The organism is Micromonospora sp. DT46, from assembly GCF_049841735.1.
GTDB classification, from domain to species: Bacteria; Actinomycetota; Actinomycetes; order Mycobacteriales; family Micromonosporaceae; genus Micromonospora; species Micromonospora reichwaldensis.
In genome coordinates, this window is the sequence record NZ_JBNCKW010000001.1 from 17,153 (window position 1) to 39,209 (window position 22,057).

General features: G+C 70.5%; 14 protein-coding genes and 1 pseudogene. 8 read left to right on the forward strand and 7 right to left on the reverse strand.

Annotated elements, in window-relative coordinates:
- Positions 1–9: 9 nt before the first annotated feature.
- Together ACLQ20_RS00080 and ACLQ20_RS00085 are read right to left on the reverse strand one after the other, a co-directional pair.
- Positions 10–678, reverse strand: coding sequence for an NPCBM/NEW2 domain-containing protein (locus tag ACLQ20_RS00080; RefSeq protein ID WP_425853811.1), 669 nt, complete (start codon positions 676–678; stop codon positions 10–12).
- Positions 679–1,109: 431 nt separating this feature from the next.
- The gene (locus ACLQ20_RS00085; protein ID WP_425853812.1) at positions 1,110–1,709 is read right to left on the reverse strand and encodes a kinase; all 600 of its coding nucleotides are present in this window, start codon (positions 1,707–1,709) and stop codon (positions 1,110–1,112) included.
- 214 nt (positions 1,710–1,923) lie between these two features.
- On the opposite strand from ACLQ20_RS00085, the gene ACLQ20_RS00090 reads away from it, so the two are divergent.
- Positions 1,924–3,045, forward strand: coding sequence for a peptidoglycan DD-metalloendopeptidase family protein (locus ACLQ20_RS00090; protein ID WP_425853813.1), 1,122 nt, complete (start codon positions 1,924–1,926; stop codon positions 3,043–3,045).
- A 151-nt stretch (positions 3,046–3,196) separates the two neighbouring features.
- Here ACLQ20_RS00090 and ACLQ20_RS00095 read toward each other — a convergent pair whose 3' ends face one another.
- The 3 genes and pseudogenes from ACLQ20_RS00095 to ACLQ20_RS00105 form a co-directional block, all read right to left on the reverse strand.
- The gene (locus ACLQ20_RS00095) at positions 3,197–3,505 is read right to left on the reverse strand and encodes an NIPSNAP family protein (RefSeq protein ID WP_425853814.1); all 309 of its coding nucleotides are present in this window, start codon (positions 3,503–3,505) and stop codon (positions 3,197–3,199) included.
- Between the two features lie 127 nt (positions 3,506–3,632).
- Entirely contained in the window at positions 3,633–4,085 is a 453-nt protein-coding gene (locus ACLQ20_RS00100) for a SitI3 family protein (RefSeq protein ID WP_425853815.1), read from the reverse strand.
- Between the two features lie 10 nt (positions 4,086–4,095).
- A pseudogene (locus ACLQ20_RS00105) lies at positions 4,096–4,359 on the reverse strand (hypothetical protein); the annotation flags it as partial.
- 170 nt (positions 4,360–4,529) lie between these two features.
- On the opposite strand from ACLQ20_RS00105, the gene drmD reads away from it, so the two are divergent.
- The 3 genes from drmD to ACLQ20_RS00120 are packed head-to-tail and all read left to right on the forward strand — an operon-like array spanning position 4,530 to position 12,931.
- Positions 4,530–7,718, forward strand: coding sequence for a DISARM system SNF2-like helicase DrmD (gene drmD / locus ACLQ20_RS00110; RefSeq protein WP_425853816.1), 3,189 nt, complete (start codon positions 4,530–4,532; stop codon positions 7,716–7,718).
- Positions 7,718–11,833: an Eco57I restriction-modification methylase domain-containing protein gene (locus tag ACLQ20_RS00115; protein WP_425853817.1), complete on the forward strand. Its 4,116-nt coding sequence runs from the start codon at positions 7,718–7,720 to the stop codon at positions 11,831–11,833. The genes drmD and ACLQ20_RS00115 overlap by 1 nt, the downstream gene beginning before the upstream one ends.
- Before the next feature lie 24 nt (positions 11,834–11,857).
- The gene (locus ACLQ20_RS00120) at positions 11,858–12,931 is read left to right on the forward strand and encodes a restriction endonuclease (RefSeq protein ID WP_425853818.1); all 1,074 of its coding nucleotides are present in this window, start codon (positions 11,858–11,860) and stop codon (positions 12,929–12,931) included.
- Here the strand turns inward: ACLQ20_RS00120 and ACLQ20_RS00125 are convergent.
- Complete coding sequence (locus ACLQ20_RS00125) at positions 12,928–13,128, reverse strand: DUF397 domain-containing protein (protein ID WP_425854224.1); 201 nt, start codon at positions 13,126–13,128, stop codon at positions 12,928–12,930. The genes ACLQ20_RS00120 and ACLQ20_RS00125 overlap by 4 nt on opposite strands.
- The gene (locus ACLQ20_RS00130; protein WP_425853819.1) at positions 13,128–13,967 is read right to left on the reverse strand and encodes a helix-turn-helix domain-containing protein; all 840 of its coding nucleotides are present in this window, start codon (positions 13,965–13,967) and stop codon (positions 13,128–13,130) included. Before ACLQ20_RS00130 ends, ACLQ20_RS00125 begins: the two co-directional genes overlap by 1 nt.
- 423 nt (positions 13,968–14,390) lie before the next feature.
- On the opposite strand from ACLQ20_RS00130, the gene ACLQ20_RS00135 reads away from it, so the two are divergent.
- From ACLQ20_RS00135 to drmC, 4 genes are all read left to right on the forward strand, one after another.
- Complete coding sequence (locus ACLQ20_RS00135) at positions 14,391–15,638, forward strand: helix-turn-helix domain-containing protein (RefSeq protein WP_425853820.1); 1,248 nt, start codon at positions 14,391–14,393, stop codon at positions 15,636–15,638.
- A gap of 77 nt (positions 15,639–15,715) precedes the next feature.
- The gene (drmA, locus tag ACLQ20_RS00140) at positions 15,716–19,219 is read left to right on the forward strand and encodes a DISARM system helicase DrmA (RefSeq protein ID WP_425853821.1); all 3,504 of its coding nucleotides are present in this window, start codon (positions 15,716–15,718) and stop codon (positions 19,217–19,219) included.
- Positions 19,216–21,054: a DrmB family protein gene (drmB, locus tag ACLQ20_RS00145; RefSeq protein ID WP_425853822.1), complete on the forward strand. Its 1,839-nt coding sequence runs from the start codon at positions 19,216–19,218 to the stop codon at positions 21,052–21,054. Before drmA ends, drmB begins: the two co-directional genes overlap by 4 nt.
- Complete coding sequence (drmC, locus tag ACLQ20_RS00150; RefSeq protein ID WP_425853823.1) at positions 21,051–21,854, forward strand: DISARM system phospholipase D-like protein DrmC; 804 nt, start codon at positions 21,051–21,053, stop codon at positions 21,852–21,854. Before drmB ends, drmC begins: the two co-directional genes overlap by 4 nt.
- Positions 21,855–22,057: the final 203 nt, after the last annotated feature.

Here is a 22,057-nt window from a genome sequence, read left to right on the forward strand (position 1 = left end):
ACGCCGCCGTCACCGGCGGACCCGCGGAGCGATCCAGGCGCCGATGCTGTCGCCGTGGCACTGGTCGAGGTTGGTGGTGCTGATTCGCAGGGAGACCTGCGTGGCGTCGCTGATGTCCACGTTGACCGGTCGGGTCCGTCCGAGGCCGACCGTGGTGGTGAAGACTTCCTTGCGGTCGGCGAGCACGGTGAACCGGAGCGCCCCGCCGCCCGGGGACTCGTCGGCGATGCCGACCGTCGACTCCAGGAGGCGGAACTGCCGGCTGACCACGAACGTGACCATGAAGTGGTCGTTCAACCAGCACGGAGACGCGGTCAGCACCACCTCCTGCAGCTTGCCGGCGACGGTCAGCGGCTCCTGCTCCCAGCCCTCGAAGTCGTCCACCTCGGGCATCTCGACCAGCGACAGCACGTCGACCGGGGTCGACGGCGACGCGACGACCGTGGGCGTCGCGGAGGTCGGCGGAGGGCCGGTCCCGGTCGTTGCCGAGGGCGTGGCGGGCTGGGGCCGGGCGGCGGACGGTGTGCCCTGCACGGGTGCCGCGGCACCACCGCCGCCAGCGTCGCGGGTCAGCTCCAGCGCGACGGGAATGGCCGCCGCGACGACCGTGGCCACGGCGGCGATGACCGCCCCGACGATCGCGGGATTGGACGAGCGGAGGCGCCTCGGGACAGACACCGCTCGATTATGGCAACGTCGCGCACGCGCACCGAACGACCGGCGCCCCGTCCCCTGCGGCGATCCGCGCGCCGGGTCCGGCGGGCGGCCGCGCCGGGCCGCCGCCGGTCAGTGCCCGAGCCGGTCGAGGATCCTGGCCGCCACGTCGAGGGTGTTCCCCTCGGGCGTCGTCCCGGCTCAGCCGACCCGACGAGCTGATCATCGCCAGCCTCGCCACGGACGGTCGCCAGGGCTGGCAGCAGCGCGCCGAGCGGTGCGGCGCGAGCCGCCGGAGCGTGGGCGCCCCACCCGGATGACCGACCTGCTCGACCGCAGCGGAGAGTCACAGCTCACCGGGGTCCGCCCCGGGCGGATCGCGAGGTCGCCAGTGGCCCGTCCGCAGGGCAGCGAGAACGTCTCGCGTGGGCTACAGCGAGAACGCCTCGCGTGGGCTACGGGACGATCGGGAGCACGTCGGCGTCGTCCCCGGTCTGGGCCAGCCCGGCGGCTGCGGCGATGACTTGGACGGCGTCCTCCAGCGTGGTGGCCTCCGGGAGGACTAGTTCGTCGGGCCAGCCGAGGACGTCGTGGGCGGCGTACCAGCCGCTCATGTGCTCGGCGGTGAACTCGGTGGCCTGCGGGCGCGTCAGGTGCCGGCGCAGGGTCTCGGGCAGGGACACGTCGAGGTAGACGAACAGCGACCGCCCCCGATGACCGTCCCGCAGGGCCGTCAGGACGGCCCGGTGGCGGCCGGTGTGCAGGATGCCCTCCAGCACGACGTGGTAACCGTGGTCGAGCGCGAACCGTACGGTCTGTTCGATCAACGCCGGGGCCACGCCACCGGGCTTGTCGCGCTCGCGCAACACGATGCGGCGCAGGTAGTCCTGTTCGACCAGCGCGCAGCCCCGGCCGTGCCGACGCCGCAACTCCCGGGCGATGCTGCTCTTGCCCGAGCCGGAGTTGCCCCGGACGCAGACGAGGATCGTGTCCGCGCTGCCGGTCGGAACGGCGTCGGCGTCGGCGTCGGCGTCGGCGTCGGCGTCGGCGTCCATGGTGCCCCCTCGCGGTCTGGTCGTTGCGTATGGTCCGGCCCCGGGCGGCGACGACGCATAGAGCCATTGGCGATCTTGACAGTCTCAGCCTCGTTGGGACACCCTCTGGGCCAGATCGCACCCGAAGGTCCGTGGCTCGCGGGCGGGCAGCCGCAAGGTCGATATTCCACATAGATACATGGAGGCTCACTTGCGTCGGAATATCGCAGTCAGCATGGCTGCGCTTGTCGCCGTGCTCGGAATCCTGGTTCCTCAGGGGTCCGCGCTCGCCGGCAGTGGCGCACCATTCAAGCTGCCCTACCGGGCTGGACACGCGTACACCATCACCCAGACCCCCGGGAGCGGCTACTCCCACAACGACGGCTACAACCGACATGCCGTCGACTTCGCGATGCCGCAGGGCACCCCGATCGTCGCCTCGGCCGCCGGCACCGTCCGCTACGAGGGATGGAGCAGCGGCGGAGGCATAATCGCCCTGATCGACCACGGCAACAATCGATGCTCCCAGTACGCCCACCTCAGCAGCACCATCGTCGACAGAGGGCAATGGGTGGCACAGGGTCAGCACATCGGCGCGTCCGGTGCCACCGGAAATGTGACCGGTCCACATCTCCACTGGAACGTCGTCTACTGCGACTCTCAGCTCAGCCGCGAGATCCCCAACACGGTGGAGAACGGCACCAACTATCCCACCGGCACCGCGCCCGTGAGCCAGAACTCCCTTTCCACCAACCTGCCGGGAGCCGACGGCGAACGGGTGTCCGACTTCAGTGGTGACGGTGCCGCCGATGTCCTGGGCGTCGCCGCCAACGGCGACTTCTGGTACTACCCGCACAACCTTTCCGGTCTCAGCACCCCGGTGAAGATCGGGATCGGTTGGGCGGCCTTCAGGCACGTCATGGCCGCCGACTGGAGCGGAGACGGCGCCGCCGACGTCCTGGGAGTCGATTCCTCAGGAAGGCTGTTGTACTACCCGAACAACAGCTACAAACTGTCTGGCTACACGCAGATCGGGAATGGCTGGGCGGCCTTCAAGCACGTGATGGCCGCGGACTGGAGCGGAGACGGCGCCGCCGACGTCCTGGGAGTCGACGCCAACGGAAACCTCTGGTACTACCCACACAACGGAGCCGGCCTCGGCAACCCCGTCAAAATCGGATACGGCTGGGCGACCTTCAAGCACGTCATGGCCGCGGACTGGAGCGGAGACGGCGCCGCCGACATCCTGGGAGTCGACGCCAACGGAAACCTCTGGTACTACCCACACAACCGAACCGGCCTCGGCAACCCCATCAAGATCGGGAACGGCTGGGCGACCTTCCTGCACGTCATGTGACAGTAACGCTGCACCAGGGCGGGTCGGCCCAGGCACCAGACCGGGTGCCCCGGCCGACCCGCCGGCCAAGGCGTAACGCCGGGGACGGGCGAGGTGCAGGCCTGGTCGACGGACGGCAGCACCTGGTTCGCGACCTGCTTCTGACTTGCGTTCAGTCCGGCAGTAGCGGGCGCATGAACGTCCTCTCGTAGCGCAGGACGCATCCTGACTCGTCGCGGATCCGGTCCGCGGCGACAAACTCCGGATCCTCGCCGAACCGTGAGCGGTAGCGCTCGTAGGCGGCGAGGCTATCGAAACTGAACAGGGCCTCCGCGCGGTCGCTGGCACCCTCGGCCGGCAGAAAGTAGCCATGATGGAGACCGCCGTGCCGTGCCACAAGTCGCATCCACTCGCGGGCGAAGCGCTCGAACGCCTCCAGCTTGGTCGGGTCGATGGTGTAATGCACCACGCAGGTGATCATGAGGCCACCATAGGCTGCGCGGAACCGTCAGGCAGATATCGGCCGGGAGAAAGAGGTCCCCCTGCACGCGAACCGCCGATGTCCCCAACGCCAGCAGCGTCATCGCCGACGACCGGCTCCGAGCCACTCACCCGCCAACAAGGTCTCCCCCGCCGTGAATGCCCCACCAACTCGGTGCGTGCCTGCGCAGCGTTCCCGAGACACGGGTCAGCAGCAGCCAGTCGGCGTCGAGGATCAGCGCGGCGTCCTCCGCCCGCTCGCCCAACACCCGGGCCACAGACGCCAACATTTCCCGCGTCGCCCGGTCGGATGATTCGTCCTTACGCAGCCGGAAGCCAATGTTGACGTACCGCTCCGGTTCCCACTCCCACACCGAGCCGTCACCGTCCTCGGCCTCGAAGTAGCCGTGGGAACCCGCGTAGATGCTCACCGTGTAGCCGCACCGATCGCTGAGGTCCGTACTCAACACCCGGGGCCTGCCATCTGTCGCCAACTCCTCGGCACCGTCCGGAGTAACGACGCCGGCCAGCACATCGAGAGGAATGTCGCCCGCCAGCGTCAAGCGGTACTCGGTCGCCATGGGTAGCCCTTCAGTCTCGTCGCAGGATCTGGATTATCGCCCCGCTGCGTGTCACCGCCACCAGTTCCTTCAACCCCGGAATCGGCCAGTCGTCGAACTGCTTCTGCAACGCTGTGAGATCGCCACGCCAGTCGTGGAGGTTAACCACCACCCGTTGGGTCTGCTCGCTGGCGATCTTGTCGGCTACCCCGCTCCACACGCCTCGCACACTCTTCGCTGGCGTCGGCGAGTAGCAGTCGAAGACGTGTCCCTCGATCAGGTAGTCGGGATCCTTGCCCGCCCGTTGGCAGGCCACCCGCCTCCTCTATGGAGCGTGGGTTCATCCGATGTGGAGCTTTGTAATAGCCTTCATGCCTGCGTTCGAGCACCACATTCACGCGGAGTGCTCGATGAACTACGGGCGACGTCCACGGGCTGAAGGAGCACACCGATGGTTCGAGCCGGATGACCATGGCGATCGACGATCCTCCGGCTCCGGGCCAGCTCGTCACGGTACGCAACCGGCGGTGGATCGTCGCCGAGGTGCTCCGCAGCGACGTGGCCAGCGGTGATCCGCACGTCTTCACCGGTCGGACACCGCACCTGGCCACTCTGGTCAGCATCGAGGACGACGCCCGCGACGAGGAGTTGCGGGTGGTCTGGGAGCTGGAGCCGGGCCGGCGGGTGCACGGCAGCGCGACGCTGCCGGACCCTCGGCACGGGTTCGACGACCCCGAGCAGTTGGACGCGTTCCTGGACGCCGTGCGCTGGGGTGCCATCGCCTCGGCCGACCGGACCGCGTTGCAGGCTCCCTTCCGCTCCGGCATCGAAATCGAGGACTACCAGCTCGACCCGGTGGTCCGGGCGCTGTCGATGCCACGGACAAACTTGTTGATCGCCGATGACGTCGGTCTCGGCAAGACCATCGAGGCCGGGCTGGTGATGCAGGAGCTGATGCTCCGCCACCGGGCCCGCACCATGATGATCGTCTGCCCAGCCGGCCTGACACGGCAGTGGCGCGACGAGATGCGCGACAAGTTCGGCCTCGACTTCCGGATCGTCGACACGGCCCTGCTGCGGGAATTGCGCCGCACCCGGGGTCTCTACACCAACCCGTGGACGCACTACCCACGGTTGATCGTCAGCGTGGACTGGCTGAAGCGGGAACGGCCGCTGCGGTTGCTCCGCGAGGTGCTGCCGGCGACGCCGCGCTATCCGCGCGCCTTCGACCTGCTGGTGGTGGACGAGGTGCACACCTGCGCGCCGTCCGGCCGGGGGCGGTACGCGGTGGATTCGCACCGTACGAAGGCGATCCGTGCCCTCGCCCCGCACTGCGAGCACCGGCTCTTTCTCTCCGCCACCCCGCACAACGGTTTCACCGAGTCGTTCACGGCGCTGCTGGAGCTCCTCGACGACCAGCGGTTCGCCCGGGGCGTCAAGCCGACCGACGAGCAGTTGGCCCGGGTGATGGTGCGACGGCTCAAGAGCGAGCTGCCGCCCAGGTGGGACGGCTCTCCCCGCTTCCCGGCACGGCACCTGGCCTATCTGGAGGTCGACTACCCGGATGCCGAGAGCCACGCCCACGAGCTGCTCAGCCGGTACGCGGCGAGCCGCCGGGCGAACGCCGACGGTCGGGCCGGCGAGATCGCCGCCGACTTCGTCACCACCCTGCTCAAGCGCCGGCTCTTCTCGTCGCCGAAGGCGTTCGCCGAGACCGTGGAGACCCACCTGGCGACGATGACCGCCCGGGACCACGCCGCCTCCGGTGAGCCGGCGCGCGGGGCGGAACGGCTGGCCGGCGAGAAGGTCCTGCAACCGGTGATCGACCGGCTGGCCGAGACGGCCGAGGACGATGCCGCCTACGGCAGCGCCGAGGCCGACGCCCTGACCGCCGTCCGGCACTACGCGGCCCCGCTGTCGGCCGAGGAGCGGGTGCTCCTCGGTGAGCTGCGCACCTGGGCCCGCTCGGCGCAGGACCGGCCGGACGCCAAACTCGCCGCGTTGCACCGCTGGCTGGATCCGATCGTGCGGCCCGACGGCGAGTGGCAGCCCGAGCGGGTGATCATCTTCACCGAGTACCGCGACACCCAGCGCTGGTTGCACGAGCGGCTCCTCAGCGCCGGCTACCCGCCGGAACGGATCGCCCTGCTCTACGGCGGCCAGGATCCGGACGAGCGCGAGCACGTCAAGAACGTCTTCACGGAGCACCCCGACCTCGACGACGTCCGGGTCCTGCTCGCCACCGACGCCGCCAGCGAGGGCATCAACCTGCAACGGCACTGCCACCGGCTGCTGCACTGGGAGATCCCGTGGAACCCCAACCGCCTGGAGCAGCGCAACGGCCGGATCGACCGGCACGGCCAGCGCGCCGCCCGGGTGGAGGTGCTGCACTTCGTGCCCGCCGGCTGGCAGCACGTCGACTACACCACCGGTTCGCTGGAGGACGAGCTGGCGTTCCTGCGGCTGGCGGTGGAGAAGGTCGAGGCGATCCGCACCGACCTGGGCAGCGCCGGTGAGGTGATCGCCGCCCAGGTCGAGCAGAAGATGACCGGCAAGCGGACCGACTGGCAGGTCACCGACGTCGAGATCGACCGGCGGGCGAGCCGCGCCCGGCTCCGGGTGGAACGTGACCTGGCCCGGGACCTGCACCGGCTCACCGAGACGCTGAAAGGCAGCCGGGCGGAGCTGAATCTCACCCCGGCCACCGTGGAACGGGTGGTCCGCACCGGGCTGCGGCTGGCCCACCGCCGGGACCTGATCGACGCGGCGACCCCTGCGGACGCGTCGGGCCCCTGGTTCCGGCTGCCCGAGCTGCCCGGCGCGTGGGCGTCCGCCCGCAACGACGGGCTGCTGCATCCGGTGACGGGCCGGGAACGGCCGATCACGTTCGATCCGGACGCGGCGACGGGGCGCACGGACGTGGTGCTGCTGCACCTCGGGCACCAGTTGGTGCAGATGTGCCTGCGCCTGCTGCGGGCCGAGCTGTGGGCCCAGGCCCGGGGCGAGGCCGGGTCCGCCGGCGCGAAGCTCAGCCGGGTCACCGCCCGGGTGGTGCCCGGCGATCTGCTGCGCACTCCGGCGCTCGTCGCGCACGGCCGGGTGGTGGTCACCGGCGCGGAGGGCACCCGGCTGCACGAGGAGATCGTCACCGCCGGTGGCCCGATCGAGGGCGGGAAACTCACCCGGGCCCGCCAGGAGGAGCTGGAGGCCCTGCTGGCCGCCGCGACCGACCAGGTCCCCGCCGAGCAGGTCCGGCAGAGCCTGACCGAGCTGTGGCCGGCGCTGGCCGGGCCGCTGGGTCGCGCCCTCGGCACCCGCGCCGACCAGCGCGCCCGCAGCCTGCACGGGCTGCTCGCCCGCCGCTGCGAGGAGGAGGTCACCGCGATCGGCGCGGTCCTGACCGAGCTGGAGACCTCGATCCGCAGCAAGCTCGCCGACGAGCCGCACTGGGAGCAGCCGACCCTGTTCACCGTCGAACGCGAGCAGTTGCACGCCGACCGGGACGCGCTGCACGCCCGGCTGCGCGACATCCCGGCGCAGCGCGAACGGGAGAGCGACGCGCTGCGCCGCCGCTACGCCGACCCGACGGCCCGATGGTTCCCGGCCGCCGTCACCTTCCTGGTCCCCGCGTCCCTGGCCCGAGGTGCCCGCTGATGCCCGCCGTCCCCCGCCAGTCCCGAGGCGCGTCCGGCCGTGCCGGCGCGGGTCGCCGCGCACCCCGGCCCCCCGTACAGAAGATCGACGAGCAGCACGCCGAGTGGCTCGGCCTGCTGCGCCCGGAGGGCCCGTTCCTGACCGTGCCGGTGCTCGTCGAGGCGCTCCCGCACGGGCTGGACACCGTGCCGGACGACACGCGGAACCGGATCCGCCGGGGCTGGGCGGAGGTGCAGGACGCCCCGGACCTGCTCGGCCCGGCCTGGGTCGAGCTGATCCTCGGCGAGCTGCTGGGCTATCCGGCGAGCGCGCGTACCGACGACGCGGTCGGGGTCGCCGGCAGCGGCGACTTCCGGCCGGACGCGGTGCTGTCCGGCCCGCAACCCGGCGGCGGCCGGGCCGCCCGCCTGCACGTGTACCGCCTGCCCTTCGACGCGTCGCTCACCGTCGCCCGGGGTGGCCGGCCGTCCCCGGTGGAACAGGCCGCCCAGTTGTGCCGGGACACCGGCGTGCCGCTGGCGCTGGTGACCAACGGGCAGCACTGGGCGCTGGTGCACGCCCGCCGGGGCGAGCCGACGGGGGTGGGTGTCTTCGACGCCGACCTCTGGCTGGAGGAGCCGACGCTGCTGCGCGCCTTCGCGACGTTGCTCACCGCGTCCCGGGTGCTGATCCCGCCGACCGGCGCCGACGGGCGCCCCTCGGCCAGCCTCGCCGGCCTGTTCGCCCGCAGCGCGGAGGCGCTCACCCAGATCACCACCACCCTGGGCGACCAGGTCCGCCGGGCCGTGGAGCTCTTCGTCGGCGAGCTGGCCCGGCTGGACCGGGAGTCCGAGGGGCAACTGCTCGGCAAGGTCAGCGACCGGGAGATCTACCGGGGCGCACTGACCGTGCTGATGCGCCTGGTCTTCCTGCTCTACGCCGAGGAGCAGCGGCTGCTGCCGGTGACCGACCCGCTCTACGCGCAGGCGTACGCGGCGTCCACGCTGCACGGCCAGCTCGGCGCGGTCCGGGACCTGCACGGCGACGAGGTCGGCGACCGGCGCACCGCCGCCTGGCCCCGGCTGCTCGCCCTCTTCGCCGCCGTGCATGGCGGCTGCGAGCATCCCGACCTGCGCATCCCCGCCCACGGTGGGTCCCTGTTCGACTCCGAGCGGTTCCCCTGGCTCGTCGACGCGGCGGTCACCGACCGGGTGGTGCACGAGATGCTGGACGCCCTGCTGGTGCTGCGGCACCGGGGCAGGGCTGCCGAGCAGCTCAGCTACTCCAGCCTCGGGGTCGAGCAGCTCGGCCACGTCTACGAGGGCCTGCTGGAGTTCTCCTGCGCCCGGGTGCGGGAGCCGTACGTCGGGCTGCTCGGCAAGCGCGAGCCGGAGCTGCCGCTGGCTGAGCTGGAGGCGGCGGCCGCCCGGGGCGAGACGGAGCTGCGGGTCTGGCTGGTCGCCCGCTGCGACCTCACCGCCCGGCAGGTGGAGAAGGCCAGGGCCGCGACGCCCGCGCCGCACCAGCTCGCCGCGCTGCACGCCGCCTGCGACAACGACGCCGACCTGACCGATCGGGTACGCCCGTACTGGGGGCTGCTCCGCACCGACCTGCGCGACCTGCCCACGGTCTTCCCCGCCGGCTCGGTGCTGTTCACCCAGTTCGGCGACCGGCGCAACACCGGCACCCACTACACCCCCCGGGAACTGGCCGAGGAGGTCGTCCGGCACACCCTCGCGCCGCTCTGCTTCTCCCCCGGCCCGGCCCAGGGCGTCACCGACGAGGGCGTGTGGCGGGCGAAGACCGCCGACGAGCTGCTGCGGCTGAAGGTGCTCGACCCGGCGATGGGCTCCGGCGCGTTCCTGGTGGCGGCCTGCCGCTACCTCGCCGAGGTGGTGGTGCGGGCCTGGCATCGCGACGGGCTCCCCGCCGAACTGTCCGACCTGGCCAACGGCAACCCGGACCAGGAGGACCTGCTGCTCGCCGCCCGCCGCCTCGTCGCCGCCCGCTGCCTCTACGGGGTAGACCGCGACGACATGGCCGTGGAGCTGGCGAAGCTCTCGCTGTGGCTGGTGACCCTGGCCAAGGGCAAGCCGTTCGGCTTCCTCGACCACGCGCTGCGCTGCGGCGACTCGCTGGTGGGGATCACCTCCGTCGACCAGCTCACCGCCTTCCACCTCGACCCGGAGGCGGGGCGCTTCCAGCACAGCCGCTTCTTCGGCGACCTGGTCGGCCGGCTGCACCGGACCGTCGACGAGATGACCGCCCTGCGCGAGTCGATCGGCGCGACGGTGGTCGAGGACACCCGGGACGCCGCCGACAAGAACGCCAAGCTCACCGAGGTCGAGCACCTGGGCCGGGACCTACGGTTGGCCGCCGATGCGGTGGTCGGCGCGGCGCTCTCCACGGCTGTCCGCGCCCAGCGCCGTCCGTGGGACCCGGAGGACGGCGAGGACGACGCTGAGCGGAAGTACGACGACCGCCTGCTCGACATCAGCGATGACGTGCACCGCCTGCTCGACGGGCCGTACGACCCGGAGCTGGAGCAGGGGATCCACATCACCGTTGCCGGCTGGCTGCGTGGCACCCGGCCGGAGCCGATCCGGCCGCTGCACTGGCCGCTGGAGTTCCCCGAGGTGGTCAACCGGGCCGGCTTCGACGCGGTCATCGGCAACCCGCCGTTCATTCGCGGTAAGCGAATCAGCGGAGCTGTTGGATCAGACGTGCGCGAATACCTGGTCGAGCGGATCGGCCGGGGGAAACGGGGCAGCGCGGACCTCTGCTCCTACTTCCTGCTGCGCAACCTGAGCGTCACGGGTAAGGGGCGGGTCGGCATCATCGCCACCAACACGATCGCTCAGGGCGACACGCGGGAGGTCGGCCTCGACCAGGTCGTGGACATGGGCTGGACGGTCTACCGGGCGAACAAATCCCAGCCCTGGCCGGGCACCGCCTCGCTGGAGGTATCCCTACTCTGGGTCGGTCACGCCGCCGCCGATGAGGAACGGGTGCTCGACGGCCGCCGAGTACGCGCCATCACTCCGTCACTTGACGCCGAGTCCCGCGTCACCGGCAACCCCCACCGCCTCGCCGCGAACGCCAACCGCTGTTTTCAGGGGGCAGTCGTGCTTGGCATGGGCTTCGTGTTGGAGCCGGAGGAGGTTCAGGCGCTCCTTGCTAAGGATCCGCGCAACCGGGACGTCCTCTTCCCGTACCTGAACGGCGAGGACCTGAACTCCCGCCCCGACTGCTCGGCCAGCCGATGGGTCATCAATTTCCACGATTGGCCGGTTGAGAAGGCAACAAACTATCTTGATTGTTTTACGATAGTCGAGCGGCGAGTCAAGCCTCAGCGCTCGAAAAGCAATCGCGCAATTTACCGTGATCGCTGGTGGAGATTCGCCGAACGGGGCACAGCACGAGAGCAGGCAATCGAAGGGCTCGATCGCGTGCTTGTCATTGCCCTTGTGAGCAAGACCGGCTTGCCCGTCTTCGTCCCGACCGGGCAGGTCTTCTCGCACGCACTTGGCGTATTCGCTACCGACCGGGCGGAGGACCTCGCCTCCCTCTCCAGCAACTTTCACTTCTCGTGGTGGACGACGAAGGGCGAATCGAGCCTCCGGTCCGACCCTCGCTACACGCCGTCGGATGGGTTCGAGACTTTCCCGCTGCCCGACCCGACCGAGCGGATGGCGCGGGTCGGGGCGGAGTTGGACTCGTACCGGCGGTCGGTGATGCTGGGGCGGGATCTGGGGCTGACGAAGCTCTACAAGCTGGTCCACGACGAGCAGGTGACCAGCGCTGATATTCAGCGCCTGCGGGACATCCACGTCGAGATCGACGAGGCGGTGGCCGAGGCGTACGGATTCAACCTCGCGCTCGGGCACGGCTTCCACCGCACCCGGCAGGGCGTCCGGTTCACCATCGACCCGAACGTCCAGGTCGACGTGCTGGACCTGCTGCTCGACCTCAACCACCAGCGCCACGAGCAGGAGAAGCCCCAGCAAGCTTCGACGCGACGCAAGCCACGGAAGCAGACGAGGGCCATCCCGCGTCCTCGAACGGAAGAGGCTCAGCCGTCGTTGGGGCCCGCGCTGGACGGCGGCCTCTTCCCCCTCCCCGACGCCCTGTTCTGAGCACACGAAGAGTAAGGACATTCGATGGCTACGGGTACCCCACGAGTGTGGCTCGTGCGAGCGGGCAGGCACGGCGAGCGCGCAAGCTGGGCCCTCGACAATCAGGTAGCCGGAGGCGGGTTCAAGGAGGTTGACGACCTCACGCGGGCAGCCACCCGGGACGCCGTGGCCGGCCTCGTCCGGGCCGCTTTCCCCGACGCCAAGGCGAATCTGGTATCCAACTACACCGGCCAGTTGTGGGCGCTGCGGGAGCGTATAGCAGTGGGCGACATCGTGGTGATGCCGATGAAGACATCCGGACAGATCGCCATCGGCAAAGTGGTGGGCGGCTATCGGCATCTGACCGACCCGGACCCGGAGCGACGCCACGTCAGGCCGGTGCAGTGGCTGCGCACCGATGTTCCGAGAACGGCGATCAAGCAGGATCTCCTCTACACCCTGGGCGCGTTTCTCACTATCTGTGAGGTGAGCCGCAACGACGGCGCGTGGCGAATGGCCCAGGTGTTGGAATCAGGCCACGATCCGGGTTCTCGGCCCGCCATTGCCAGGGCGACGCCGGCCGCTGCGGATGTGCCACAGGCGGGCGACGTGGAGGCTGATGCCTCACCGGCTGTCGATGTCGAGCGCTACGCACGCGACCGCATCACGAGCACCTTGATCGAGCACTACGCCGGGCACAAGCTCGAACACCTTGTCGCTGCCGTGCTGCGCGCCGAGGGTTTCGCCTGCACGGTCACGAAGGCATCCGGCGACGGAGGCGTGGACGTCTTCGCCGGCCGGGGGCCGCTCGGCCTGGACAGCCCTCGCCTGGTGGTGCAGGTCAAGAGCGACGCGAACCCGGTCGGCGTCGACGTGGTGCAGAAGCTTCAGGGCGCGCTGAGCAGCCACGGGGCGGATCAGGCACTGCTCGTGGCGTGGGGTGGCCTCAACGGAAATGCCCAGGCGATGCTCGTCAACCAGCACTTCCGCATCCGAGTGTGGGACGCCGACGACCTCATCGACGCGGTGTGCCGCAACTACCTCCGGCTTCCGGACGAGATTCGTGCAGAGCTGCCCCTCAAGCAGGTGTGGGTGCTGGTCGAGGAGGACGTGCCCTAACTCGCCGCGTCGGTCTTGAGCCCGGCGACGAAGCTGGCCCAGGAGCGGCCGTCGAAGGCGAGCGTCGGGCCGCTGCGGTCCTTGGTGTCGCGGACGTCGACCGCCCCGCCGACGAACCGCACCTCGACACAGGCGGCGTTGTCGGAGCTGCGGGAGGACTTGAACCAGCCGCGGTCGGGGGTGGCGAGAGCGACCATCACGTCATCTCCTTGGCGATCCGCCGGATCAGCTCCAGCGACTCCGCCGAGCCTAACGCCCGCTCCCGCGCCTCGGCGAAGGTCACGGCGTAGTCCGCGACCCGGGTCGACTGGTCGATGATGTCGCTGGAGGTGAGCACCTCCTGCCAGACCAGGTCAGGCAGCCGGGGCGACGGGAACGACAGAATCTGGAACGGGCCGCCGAGCGCGGGATGCGCCCCGGCGGCGAAGGGCATCACCCGGATCTCGAACTGCTCGGGGCGCTCGGTCAGCAGCCGGTCAAGGTGGTCGAGCTGGGCGCGCATCACCTTCGGGCCGCCCACCTGCTGCCGCAGCGCACCCTCGGCGATCACGGTGGTCAGCCGCAGCGGGTGGTCGCCGTCGAGCCGCCGCTGCCTCGCCATCCGCACCGCGACCCGCCGGTCCATCTCGGTCAGCCGGACGTAGGTGTTGCCGCCCCGGATGACCGCACGGGCGTACTCCTCGGTCTGCAACAGCCCGTGGAGCAGCTCGTTGTGGTAGCTGCGGACGTGCTCGGCACCCGCCTCGTAGCCGAGGAAGCGGAGGAAGTCGGCCGGGAAGAGCTGCGAATACTGGTGCCACCAGGCCCGCTGCATGGCCGCGACCCGCAGGCCCTCCAGCTCGACGGCATCCGACGCGTCGATCTCGTAGACCTTGACGAGTTGCGCGAGCCTGTCGCTCGGCAGTTTGACCCGGCCGGCTTCCACCCCCGAGATGTACGCCTGCGTGATGCCACTGGCGCGGCCCGCCGCGACCGCCGTCATCCCCACCTCCTCGCGGCGCTCCCGCAGGCGCAGGCCGAGCTCCCATGCCTGCACGGTGGGCGACGCGAGTGGGGGTGGCGACTTGCGGCGCGTTCTTGCGGCGTTCGACGTCATCTCAACCCCGTCCAGTCGTTGTCGCGCTTACCGCGCTGACGATAGGTCATCGACACGCTGAACACCATCCTCTTGATATCAACGCCATGTTCGGTGATGCTGCTTCTGCAAGCTTCATCTGTCGGCGCTCGGCAAGCACCACAGCTCGGACGAGTTCAGCCTCGGACACACCCACAACCGCTGCCCCGATCCACTGCGCTGCCCGAAAGCGAGGACCCTCGTGATGTCCGAAGTCGTGTCAATCGTGTTCGCTGGGCTGGTGCCGGGCTTCCTGCTCGGGTTGCTCGCCTTTCGGGTCAAGTCGCGGTGGTGTCCCCGCTGCGGAGAGACCACCGACGCCATCCCACCAGCGGGTCGGGGCCGGTGACCGGGCCAGTTCGACACCGCCGCGACGAGCTGCCGATCGGGCGGCGGATGGCCGAGCTGCGGGCCCGGCGGGGCATGAGTCAGCAGGTCTTCGCCGACCGGATCGGCAAGTCGAAGAGCTGGGTCGACAAGGTCGAACGAGGCGTACGCACCCTCGACCGGCTCTCCGTCATCCAGACCGTCGCCACGGCCCTCGGCGTCACCCCGACCATCCTGCTCACCGGCAGGACCCACCGCGAACCTGTCACCGACACCGACGCCGCCGTGGAACGCATCCAGGCAGCGCTGGCCCGCCACGACCCACCCGATCCCGATCCCGACGCCGACGACCCGACGACGCGGCAACTCGACGACCAGGCCGGATACGCCTGGACCGCCTACCGCAACGGCAACCACCCGCAGGTCCTACGGACCCTGCCCGAACTGCTCGCCGCCACCCGGCGCACCCGGGCGACGGAGGCGTCCACCGTGGACCTGCCCGTCCGCGTCTACCGACTCACCGCCCAGACGCTGGTCAAGCTCGGCAAGCCCCACCTCGCCTGGCTCGCCGCCGACCGCGCCATGACCGCCGCCGCTGGCGACCCGTACCACACCGGTCTCGCCTCCATCTCCCTCGCCCAGGCCCTGCGCGCCCTGCGCCGGGGGTGCCTCGCCACGGCCGCCGCGCTCACCGCCGTACACCAGCTCGACCTGACGCCGTCGCGCGCCTTCCTGCCCGACGAACCCGGGCTGACCGGGACCCTGCTCCTCGAAGCCGCCCTCGCCGCCGCCACCCACCGGGACGCCACCGCAGCCCGCGACCTCACCGAACGCGCCGCCCACCTCGCAGGCGCCCAGGACGAGCGACACCACGACCGCGAGGGCAGCACCTTCGGCCCCACCGCCGTTGAACTGGCCCGCGCCCTCACCGCAACCCGCTTCGGCGACCACCACCATGCCGTCACCATCCATCGGCGGGTCGTCGCCACCCCTGGCTGGCAGCTACTTCCCGCCGAACACCGCGCCGCCCATCTCATCGACATCGCCCACACCCACCTCGACCTCGGCGATCCCGCAGCCGCCGGCCGGGCTCTGATCGCCGCCGACCACATCGCTCCCGCCGAAGTCCGCACCCGCCCCGCCGCCAGAGCCGCCCTGACCGCCATCCTCCGCGACGGGCAGTCCTCCGCCGACTTCACCCGCCTCGCGACTCTCATAGGGCTGACCGATCAGGGGCAGATTCATCCGAGGCCAATTGCGCCTTGACCTCACTCAGGAGGGTGACCAGCCGTGCCGCACCGCCCGCCCCCACGATGTCGTAGAGGAACGCTACGGTCGCTGTCATGACTGGGGAGAGCGTGCTCGCCGTACCGGATGAGCGGGTGATCCGCGACAAGCTGCAAGAGATGGTCATTGACGACCTGCACGGGCCGCTTGGTGGGACCGCGGAGGTCTTTCCCACCAAGGAAAATCCGCTGGACCGCTACATTCTCGGGCGGCTCGCCCCCAACGGCGTGTCCGTCGATCCGGCCACGGAGGACACCTTCGCCGAGGCCACCGCGTCGGACGCCGCGGAGGGAGGCCCCGAGCCGACCGCGCCGAGCGTGCCCAGCCTGGCGCCGTCCGCGCTCGGCTTCACCACCAGCGTGCCGCCGTCGGTCCCCGCGCTGCGGGTCACCGCCGCCTGGGGCAGTTACGACACCGGGATCGACGAGCGGGCGGAGCACGCCGGCAGCAGGGTCTGGCGGCGGCACCAGCGCGGCGGCCCGGTCACCGTGACCCTGCGCGAAGGGCTGATCGACCCGCAGTCGGTCGACGCGGCACAGCCGAAGGTCGTGGTGCGGGGCCGGGTGCGTCGGCTGGGCGACGTCTGGCTGGTCTCGCTCTTCCTGGAGAACAGGGAGACCAGCGATTCGCCGCGCCAAGCGACGCAGTGGATCTTCCAGGTCGAGTTGACCGCGACCGGCCCGACGGACGACGAGCCGGTCTTCGTGCCCCGGCCGGAGCAGGTCACCGGCGGCGACGACGCCGACCAGGCGGAACGGCGCCGGCTGGCGATGGCCTACCGTTTCCACCCCGAGTTCGCGGTGGGGCACGGCACGGCCGTCCACGCCGAGCCGGCCTCCGCCGATCCGTTGCGGGCCCATGAGGTACGCACCACGACCGTCCCCGCGCACGAGCTGCCGTTCACCGACGTGCCCAGCAGCGAGCGGGACGACGACCTGCCCGAGTTGGCCGACGTGGAGCTGGACATGCGGCGGCTGGCCGAGTTGGCGGCCGGCCCGGTCGAGTCCCTCACGGCGGCGTTACAGCCCCTCGTCGCCGGCTACCGGGCGTGGATCGACCGCAACGAGGCGACCGCCGCCGACCCGCAGCGGCGACTCGACGAGTACGGCCCGCAGGTACGCGAGGCGCTGCGCGACGCCCGGGAGGCGGCCGACCGGATCACCGCCGGCATCAGGCTGCTCGCCGCGTCTGACCCGACGGCCCGCGAGGCGTTCGGCTTCGCCAACCGGGCGATGTACCTGCAACGTGTGCACAGTGTGGTCGCCGCCCGGCGACGGGAACACCCGAACATCCCGCTGGAGCAGGCCGTCCTCGACGCCGATCAGCCGAAGAACCGCCGGTGGCGCCCGTTCCAGCTGGCCTTCGTCCTGATCAACCTGCCGGCCCTGGCCGACCCCCGGCATCCGGAACGGGGCGACGACGTCGAGCGCGCCGTCACCGACCTGCTCTGGTTCCCCACCGGTGGCGGCAAGACCGAGGCGTACCTCGGTCTCACCGCCTTCACCATCGGGGTACGCCGCCGCCAGCCGGACCTCGGCGGGTTGACCGGCCAGGCCGGGCTCGCGGTGCTGATGCGGTACACCCTGCGGCTGCTCACCATCCAGCAGTTCGAGCGCGCCGCGACCCTGATCTGCGCGGCGGAGTCGCTGCGCCGCGCCGACCCGCAGACCTGGGGCGAGACGCCAATCCGGATCGGACTGTGGGTCGGCGGCCGGGTCACCCCGAACCGCACCCAGGAGGCGAAGGAGTGGCTGGACGAGCGGCGGCGGGGCCGGTCGCACCGGGGCATCGGCTCACCGCACCAGCTCACCAGTTGCCCGTGGTGCGGCAGCAGGATCAACCCGGGCCAGGACATCGTGGTGGAGCGGGAGCCCTGGCGGACCCTGGTGCTCTGCCCCGACGTGGAGTGCCCGTTCAGCAGGGTGGGCAGCTACCCGCTGGTTGATGAGCAGGTCGGTCTGCCGGTGATCCTGGTCGACGAGGAGCTCTACCGGCACCCGCCCGCGCTGGTGATCGCCACCGTCGACAAGTTCGCCCAGCTGCCCTGGAAGGGCGAGACCGCCGCCCTCTTCGGCCGGGTCAGCAAGCGCTGCGACCAACACGGCTATCTCACCGAGGATCTCGAATCGACCGACTGGGAGCGCAAAAGACACCGGCCGGGCAACCGGGTCGTCCCCTGCGCAGGGTTGCGTCCGCCCGACCTCATCATCCAGGACGAGCTGCACCTGATCTCCGGGCCGCTCGGTTCGCTGGTCGGGCTCTACGAGACCGCGGTGGACCGCCTGGCCAGTTGGGAACCGGCCCGCGGGCACTGGTCCCGGCCGAAGGTGATCGCATCCACCGCCACCGTGCGTCGCGCCGAGCAGCAGATCGGCGCGCTGTTCAACCGGCGTACCCGGGTCTTTCCGCCGTCGGGTTTGGACGCCTCCGACAGCTTCTTCGCCCGCCAGCGCAAGACCGAGGAGCACCCGGGACGCCGTTACATCGGCATCTGCGCGCACGGCAACCGGCTCCGGTCGACCCTGATCCGGGTCTACGTCTCCGTGCTCGGCGCGGCGCAGAAGCTCCACGAGACGTACGGCCGCAACCGGGTCACCGACCCCTACATGACGCTGGTTGGCTACTTCAACAGCCTGCGCGACCTCGGCGGCATGCGCCGGCTGGTCGAGGACGACGTGTCCAGCCGCCTCATCCGCGCCGACGAGCGCGGGCTCGCCCGGCGGTACGACCCGTACCTGGAGGAGCTGACCTCCCGAATGCCGTCGGACGCCATCCGGCCGCTGCTGGACCGGCTCGCGCTGCGCTTCGACGGCACCCGGGCCAAGGGTGCGCCCCGGCCGATCGACGTGCTCCTGGCCACCAGCATGATCGCCGTCGGCGTCGACATCGAGCGGCTTGGCGTGATGGTGGTGGCCAACCAGCCGAAGTCCGCCGCCGAATACATCCAGGCGACAAGCCGGGTCGGGCGGAAGGCACCGGGCCTGGTGTTCACCGTCTTCAACTGGGCCCGGCCGCGCGACCTGTCCCACTTCGAGCGCTTCGACCACTTCCACGCCACCGTCTACCGGCAGGTCGAGGCCCTGTCGGTGACCCCATTCGCCGAGCGGGCCATCGACCGAGGGTTGACCGGGGTCCTGGTGGCCCTGGTCCGGGATCTGGACGGCACCTACAACGGCAATCTGCGGGCGCGCGAGTTCGACCGGCACGGTCGACTCGCCGACCACGTGGTGCGATACCTCAAGCGCCGTAGCGAGGTGGCCGCCGACAACACCGTCCGTCAACGGGTGGAGGACGAGCTCGAAGCCCGCCTCGACCTGTGGGCGCGGGAACGGGCCCGGCCCGCCCGACGGCTGGCCTACGACAAGCCGTACCACAGCGACGACATCGCCGGGCTGCTGCATCGACCGGAGGAGGGCCGGTGGGCGCAGACGACCTGTCCCACCTCGCTACGGGACGTGGAGCCCGGCATCCAGCTCCAACTGCAACTCGGTGTCACCGGTGACGACCCACCACCATTCGTTCCGCCCACCGGGGGCGGCGTCGCAGGGGCGTCCTCATGAGCCGACCACAGCAACGCAGCCTGCGGGTCGGCGCGTTGCGCCCCAACCAGCTGCTGCACACCTACGGCGTCGGCTCGGTCGCCGATCTGCCCAGCCTGTCGGTGCTGACCCTCGGGTTGGCGCACTGGGATCTCACCCACTCGCTGCCGGTCACCGAGGACCGGCTTTTGACGGCGCTCCGGCGCAGGCTCGGTGGCCAACTGGAAAGCCTTCGGCTTCCCCCGCACCTGCCGGAGACGTCCGACCTGTTCGCCGACTGGACCCGGGTGGGGGTGCCGGTGGCGCTCTTCCCCACCTGGCTCCGCTGCTCGGACACCCGGTGCAATCGGCTAGCGCCGGCAGATTCCGGGCTGTTCGAACTTCTGTCGTCTCCCTACCAGCCGGACCGGGCCCGCTACGTGCACAGCTGCCGGGGCAACGGAAACTCCCGGCCCACCGCCGTACCGGCCCGTTTCGTGCTGGCCTGCGACAACGGTCACCTGGACGACTTCCCCTGGTCGTACGTCGCGCACGGTGGCACGGACCCGGGCGCCGGTCACTCGCTCACGCTCGCCGAGCGCGGCAGCACCGGTGAGGCGGCGAACATCTTCATCTCCTGCGAGTGCAAGGCCTCCCGACCGATGTCGGTGGCGCTCGGCCTGCTTGCCGAACGGACCCTACCCGCCTGCCGCGGACGCCACCCCCACCTCAACACCTACGAGCCCTGCGACGCGCCCGCGCGGACACTCGCCCTCGGCGCCACCAACAGCTGGTTCGCCATGCAGCTACGGGTGTTCAGCATTCCCCGGGCCGAGCATCCGGTCGACCAGGTGGTCGACGACCTCTGGCGGAACCTGAGCATGCTCGCCGGACTGGACGCGGCCACCGCCAAAATGATCATGCAGACTCAGAGTTGCTGGTCCGAGCTGAAGCCCTACGGCGTCGACCGGGTCTGGGCAGCGATCCAGCGCCGCAGCAAGGCCGAGCCCGACGACACGCCGGACGACAGCGACGACCTGCGCAAACCCGAGTGGCTGGCGTTCACCTCCGGCACCCGCATCGAGCTTCCCGACTTCACCATCCGCCCGGAGCCGGTTCCGCTTGAGCACCGGCACTGGCTCCGGGAGGTGATCCTCGCCCCTCGGCTGCGGGAAGTCTCTGCCCTCTACGGCTTCACCCGAATTGACGCACCCGAATGGGATGTGCTCGACACACCGGATGTGCGGCGGGCGCCGCTGACCATCGGCAAGCCGACCTGGCTGCCCTGCGCCGAGATGCGGGGCGAAGGGATCTTCCTGCGCCTTGACGAGGAACGCCTCGTCGAGTGGGAACACCGACCGGACGTCAAGCGACGCGAACAGCTACTGGTCCGCGCCCACGACCGCTGGCGGGCCCAACGCGGGCTGGATCAGGCACCGTGGCCGGGCCTCCGGTACGTCCTGCTGCACACCCTCGCCCACGTGCTCATCCGTGAGCTGGCCCTGGAATGCGGATACAGTGCCGCCGGGATCGGCGAGCGCATCTACGCCGGGACGGACGAGGCTCCCGCCGCCGGGATCCTTCTCTACACCTCGGCACCCGACAGCGAGGGCACCCTCGGCGGCCTGGTCTCCCTGGGGCGAAAGGACAGACTGGGATCGCTCGTCGAGCGTGCCCTGGAAGCCGCCCGGCTGTGCAGCTCGGACCCGCTCTGCGCGGAACACGACCCGACCGTGCACGCCCGCCTCTCTGCGGCCGCCTGCCACGCCTGTCTCTTCGCCGCCGAGACCTCCTGCGAGCGCGGCAATCACTACCTCGACCGGGCCCTGCTGGTCGACACCCTCAACGATCCCGGCTCCGGGTTCTTCGCCCGATGAGCTACGAGCGGTTCGTGGCGGTGATAGCCGACATCGCCACCAACCTCCCCGCCGATCATGTCGCCGCCTGGGCCGGTGCGCTGACGAACGTGGACACGCCCGGCGACAGCGCCGTAGCCGCCAAACTGGTCGGCGCCCGGCCCGGATTCTCGGTCGGCACCCACGTGGAACGACTGATGAGAAGCTGGCAGACGGAGGCGCCCGACCTTCCCGGTTCAGCGGTCGGTCTCGCTCTGCGCAGCGCCGCCCTAATGCAAGGGCGCGCGGATGCGAGGCGCACCGAGCTGGCGGTCAGCGGGCCGACCAGCGCAGCCGTGCCGGTACGGCTCACCAGCTCCGTGGTCGTCGAGGTCATCCGGGCGGCCCGGAGCAGGCTGCTCGTGGCGAGCTTCGCCGCGTACGGGGTCGCCGAGGTGGTCGCCGAATTGCGGTCCGCAGCCCTCCGAGGCGTACACATCGACCTGATCCTGGAAAGCTCAGCCGAAGACGGCGGTGCCCTTCGGGGATCCGCCGGGGCCGCCCTCACCTTCGCGGCTCTCCGTCAACAGGCGACGTTCTGGCACTGGCCGGCCGCACGACGAGCCGCCAGTGGAAACTCACACGCTGCGTTGCACGCGAAGCTCATCGCCGCCGACAGCAGGGTCGCGTTGATCAGCAGCGCCAACCTCACCGACCGGGCGCTGTCTCACAACATCGAGGTCGGCGTGGTGCTCCACGATCCGGAGGTGGCGCGAAAACTCGTCGCGCACTTTCAGGCCCTCACCGATCCCCGTACCGGCGTGTTGCAGCAACTCACCTAATACCAACGCTTCAGCTAGGGCGGTCGCCGGTCGGTCAAGGTTCGTTGGTGATGACGTCGATGCTGGTGGCAGTCCTGTAGGTGCGGCGGTCGATGTTCGATCCGCAGGCCTGGTTTCGGAGTTCGAGCCTTTGATCATGCGGGTCGGGCCAGAGGTCTCCCTGTCTCTCGACCACCGAAGCTGCAAGATCTTCAAACCATCAG

What these genes read in the sequence shown, in the direction of transcription:
- ACLQ20_RS00085 (WP_425853812.1), bottom strand. Translation starts at nt 1,709, where the DNA reads ATGGACGCCGACGCCGACGCCGACGCCGACGCCGACGCCGACGCCGTT.
- ACLQ20_RS00090 (WP_425853813.1), top strand. Translation starts at nt 1,924, where the DNA reads ATGGCTGCGCTTGTCGCCGTGCTCGGAATCCTGGTTCCTCAGGGGTCC.
- ACLQ20_RS00095 (WP_425853814.1), bottom strand. Translation starts at nt 3,505, where the DNA reads ATGATCACCTGCGTGGTGCATTACACCATCGACCCGACCAAGCTGGAG.
- ACLQ20_RS00100 (WP_425853815.1), bottom strand. Translation starts at nt 4,085, where the DNA reads ATGGCGACCGAGTACCGCTTGACGCTGGCGGGCGACATTCCTCTCGAT.
- drmD (WP_425853816.1), top strand. Translation starts at nt 4,530, where the DNA reads ATGACCATGGCGATCGACGATCCTCCGGCTCCGGGCCAGCTCGTCACG.
- ACLQ20_RS00115 (WP_425853817.1), top strand. Translation starts at nt 7,718, where the DNA reads ATGCCCGCCGTCCCCCGCCAGTCCCGAGGCGCGTCCGGCCGTGCCGGC.
- ACLQ20_RS00120 (WP_425853818.1), top strand. Translation starts at nt 11,858, where the DNA reads ATGGCTACGGGTACCCCACGAGTGTGGCTCGTGCGAGCGGGCAGGCAC.
- ACLQ20_RS00125 (WP_425854224.1), bottom strand. Translation starts at nt 13,128, where the DNA reads ATGGTCGCTCTCGCCACCCCCGACCGCGGCTGGTTCAAGTCCTCCCGC.
- drmA (WP_425853821.1), top strand. Translation starts at nt 15,716, where the DNA reads ATGACTGGGGAGAGCGTGCTCGCCGTACCGGATGAGCGGGTGATCCGC.
- drmB (WP_425853822.1), top strand. Translation starts at nt 19,216, where the DNA reads ATGAGCCGACCACAGCAACGCAGCCTGCGGGTCGGCGCGTTGCGCCCC.
- drmC (WP_425853823.1), top strand. Translation starts at nt 21,051, where the DNA reads ATGAGCTACGAGCGGTTCGTGGCGGTGATAGCCGACATCGCCACCAAC.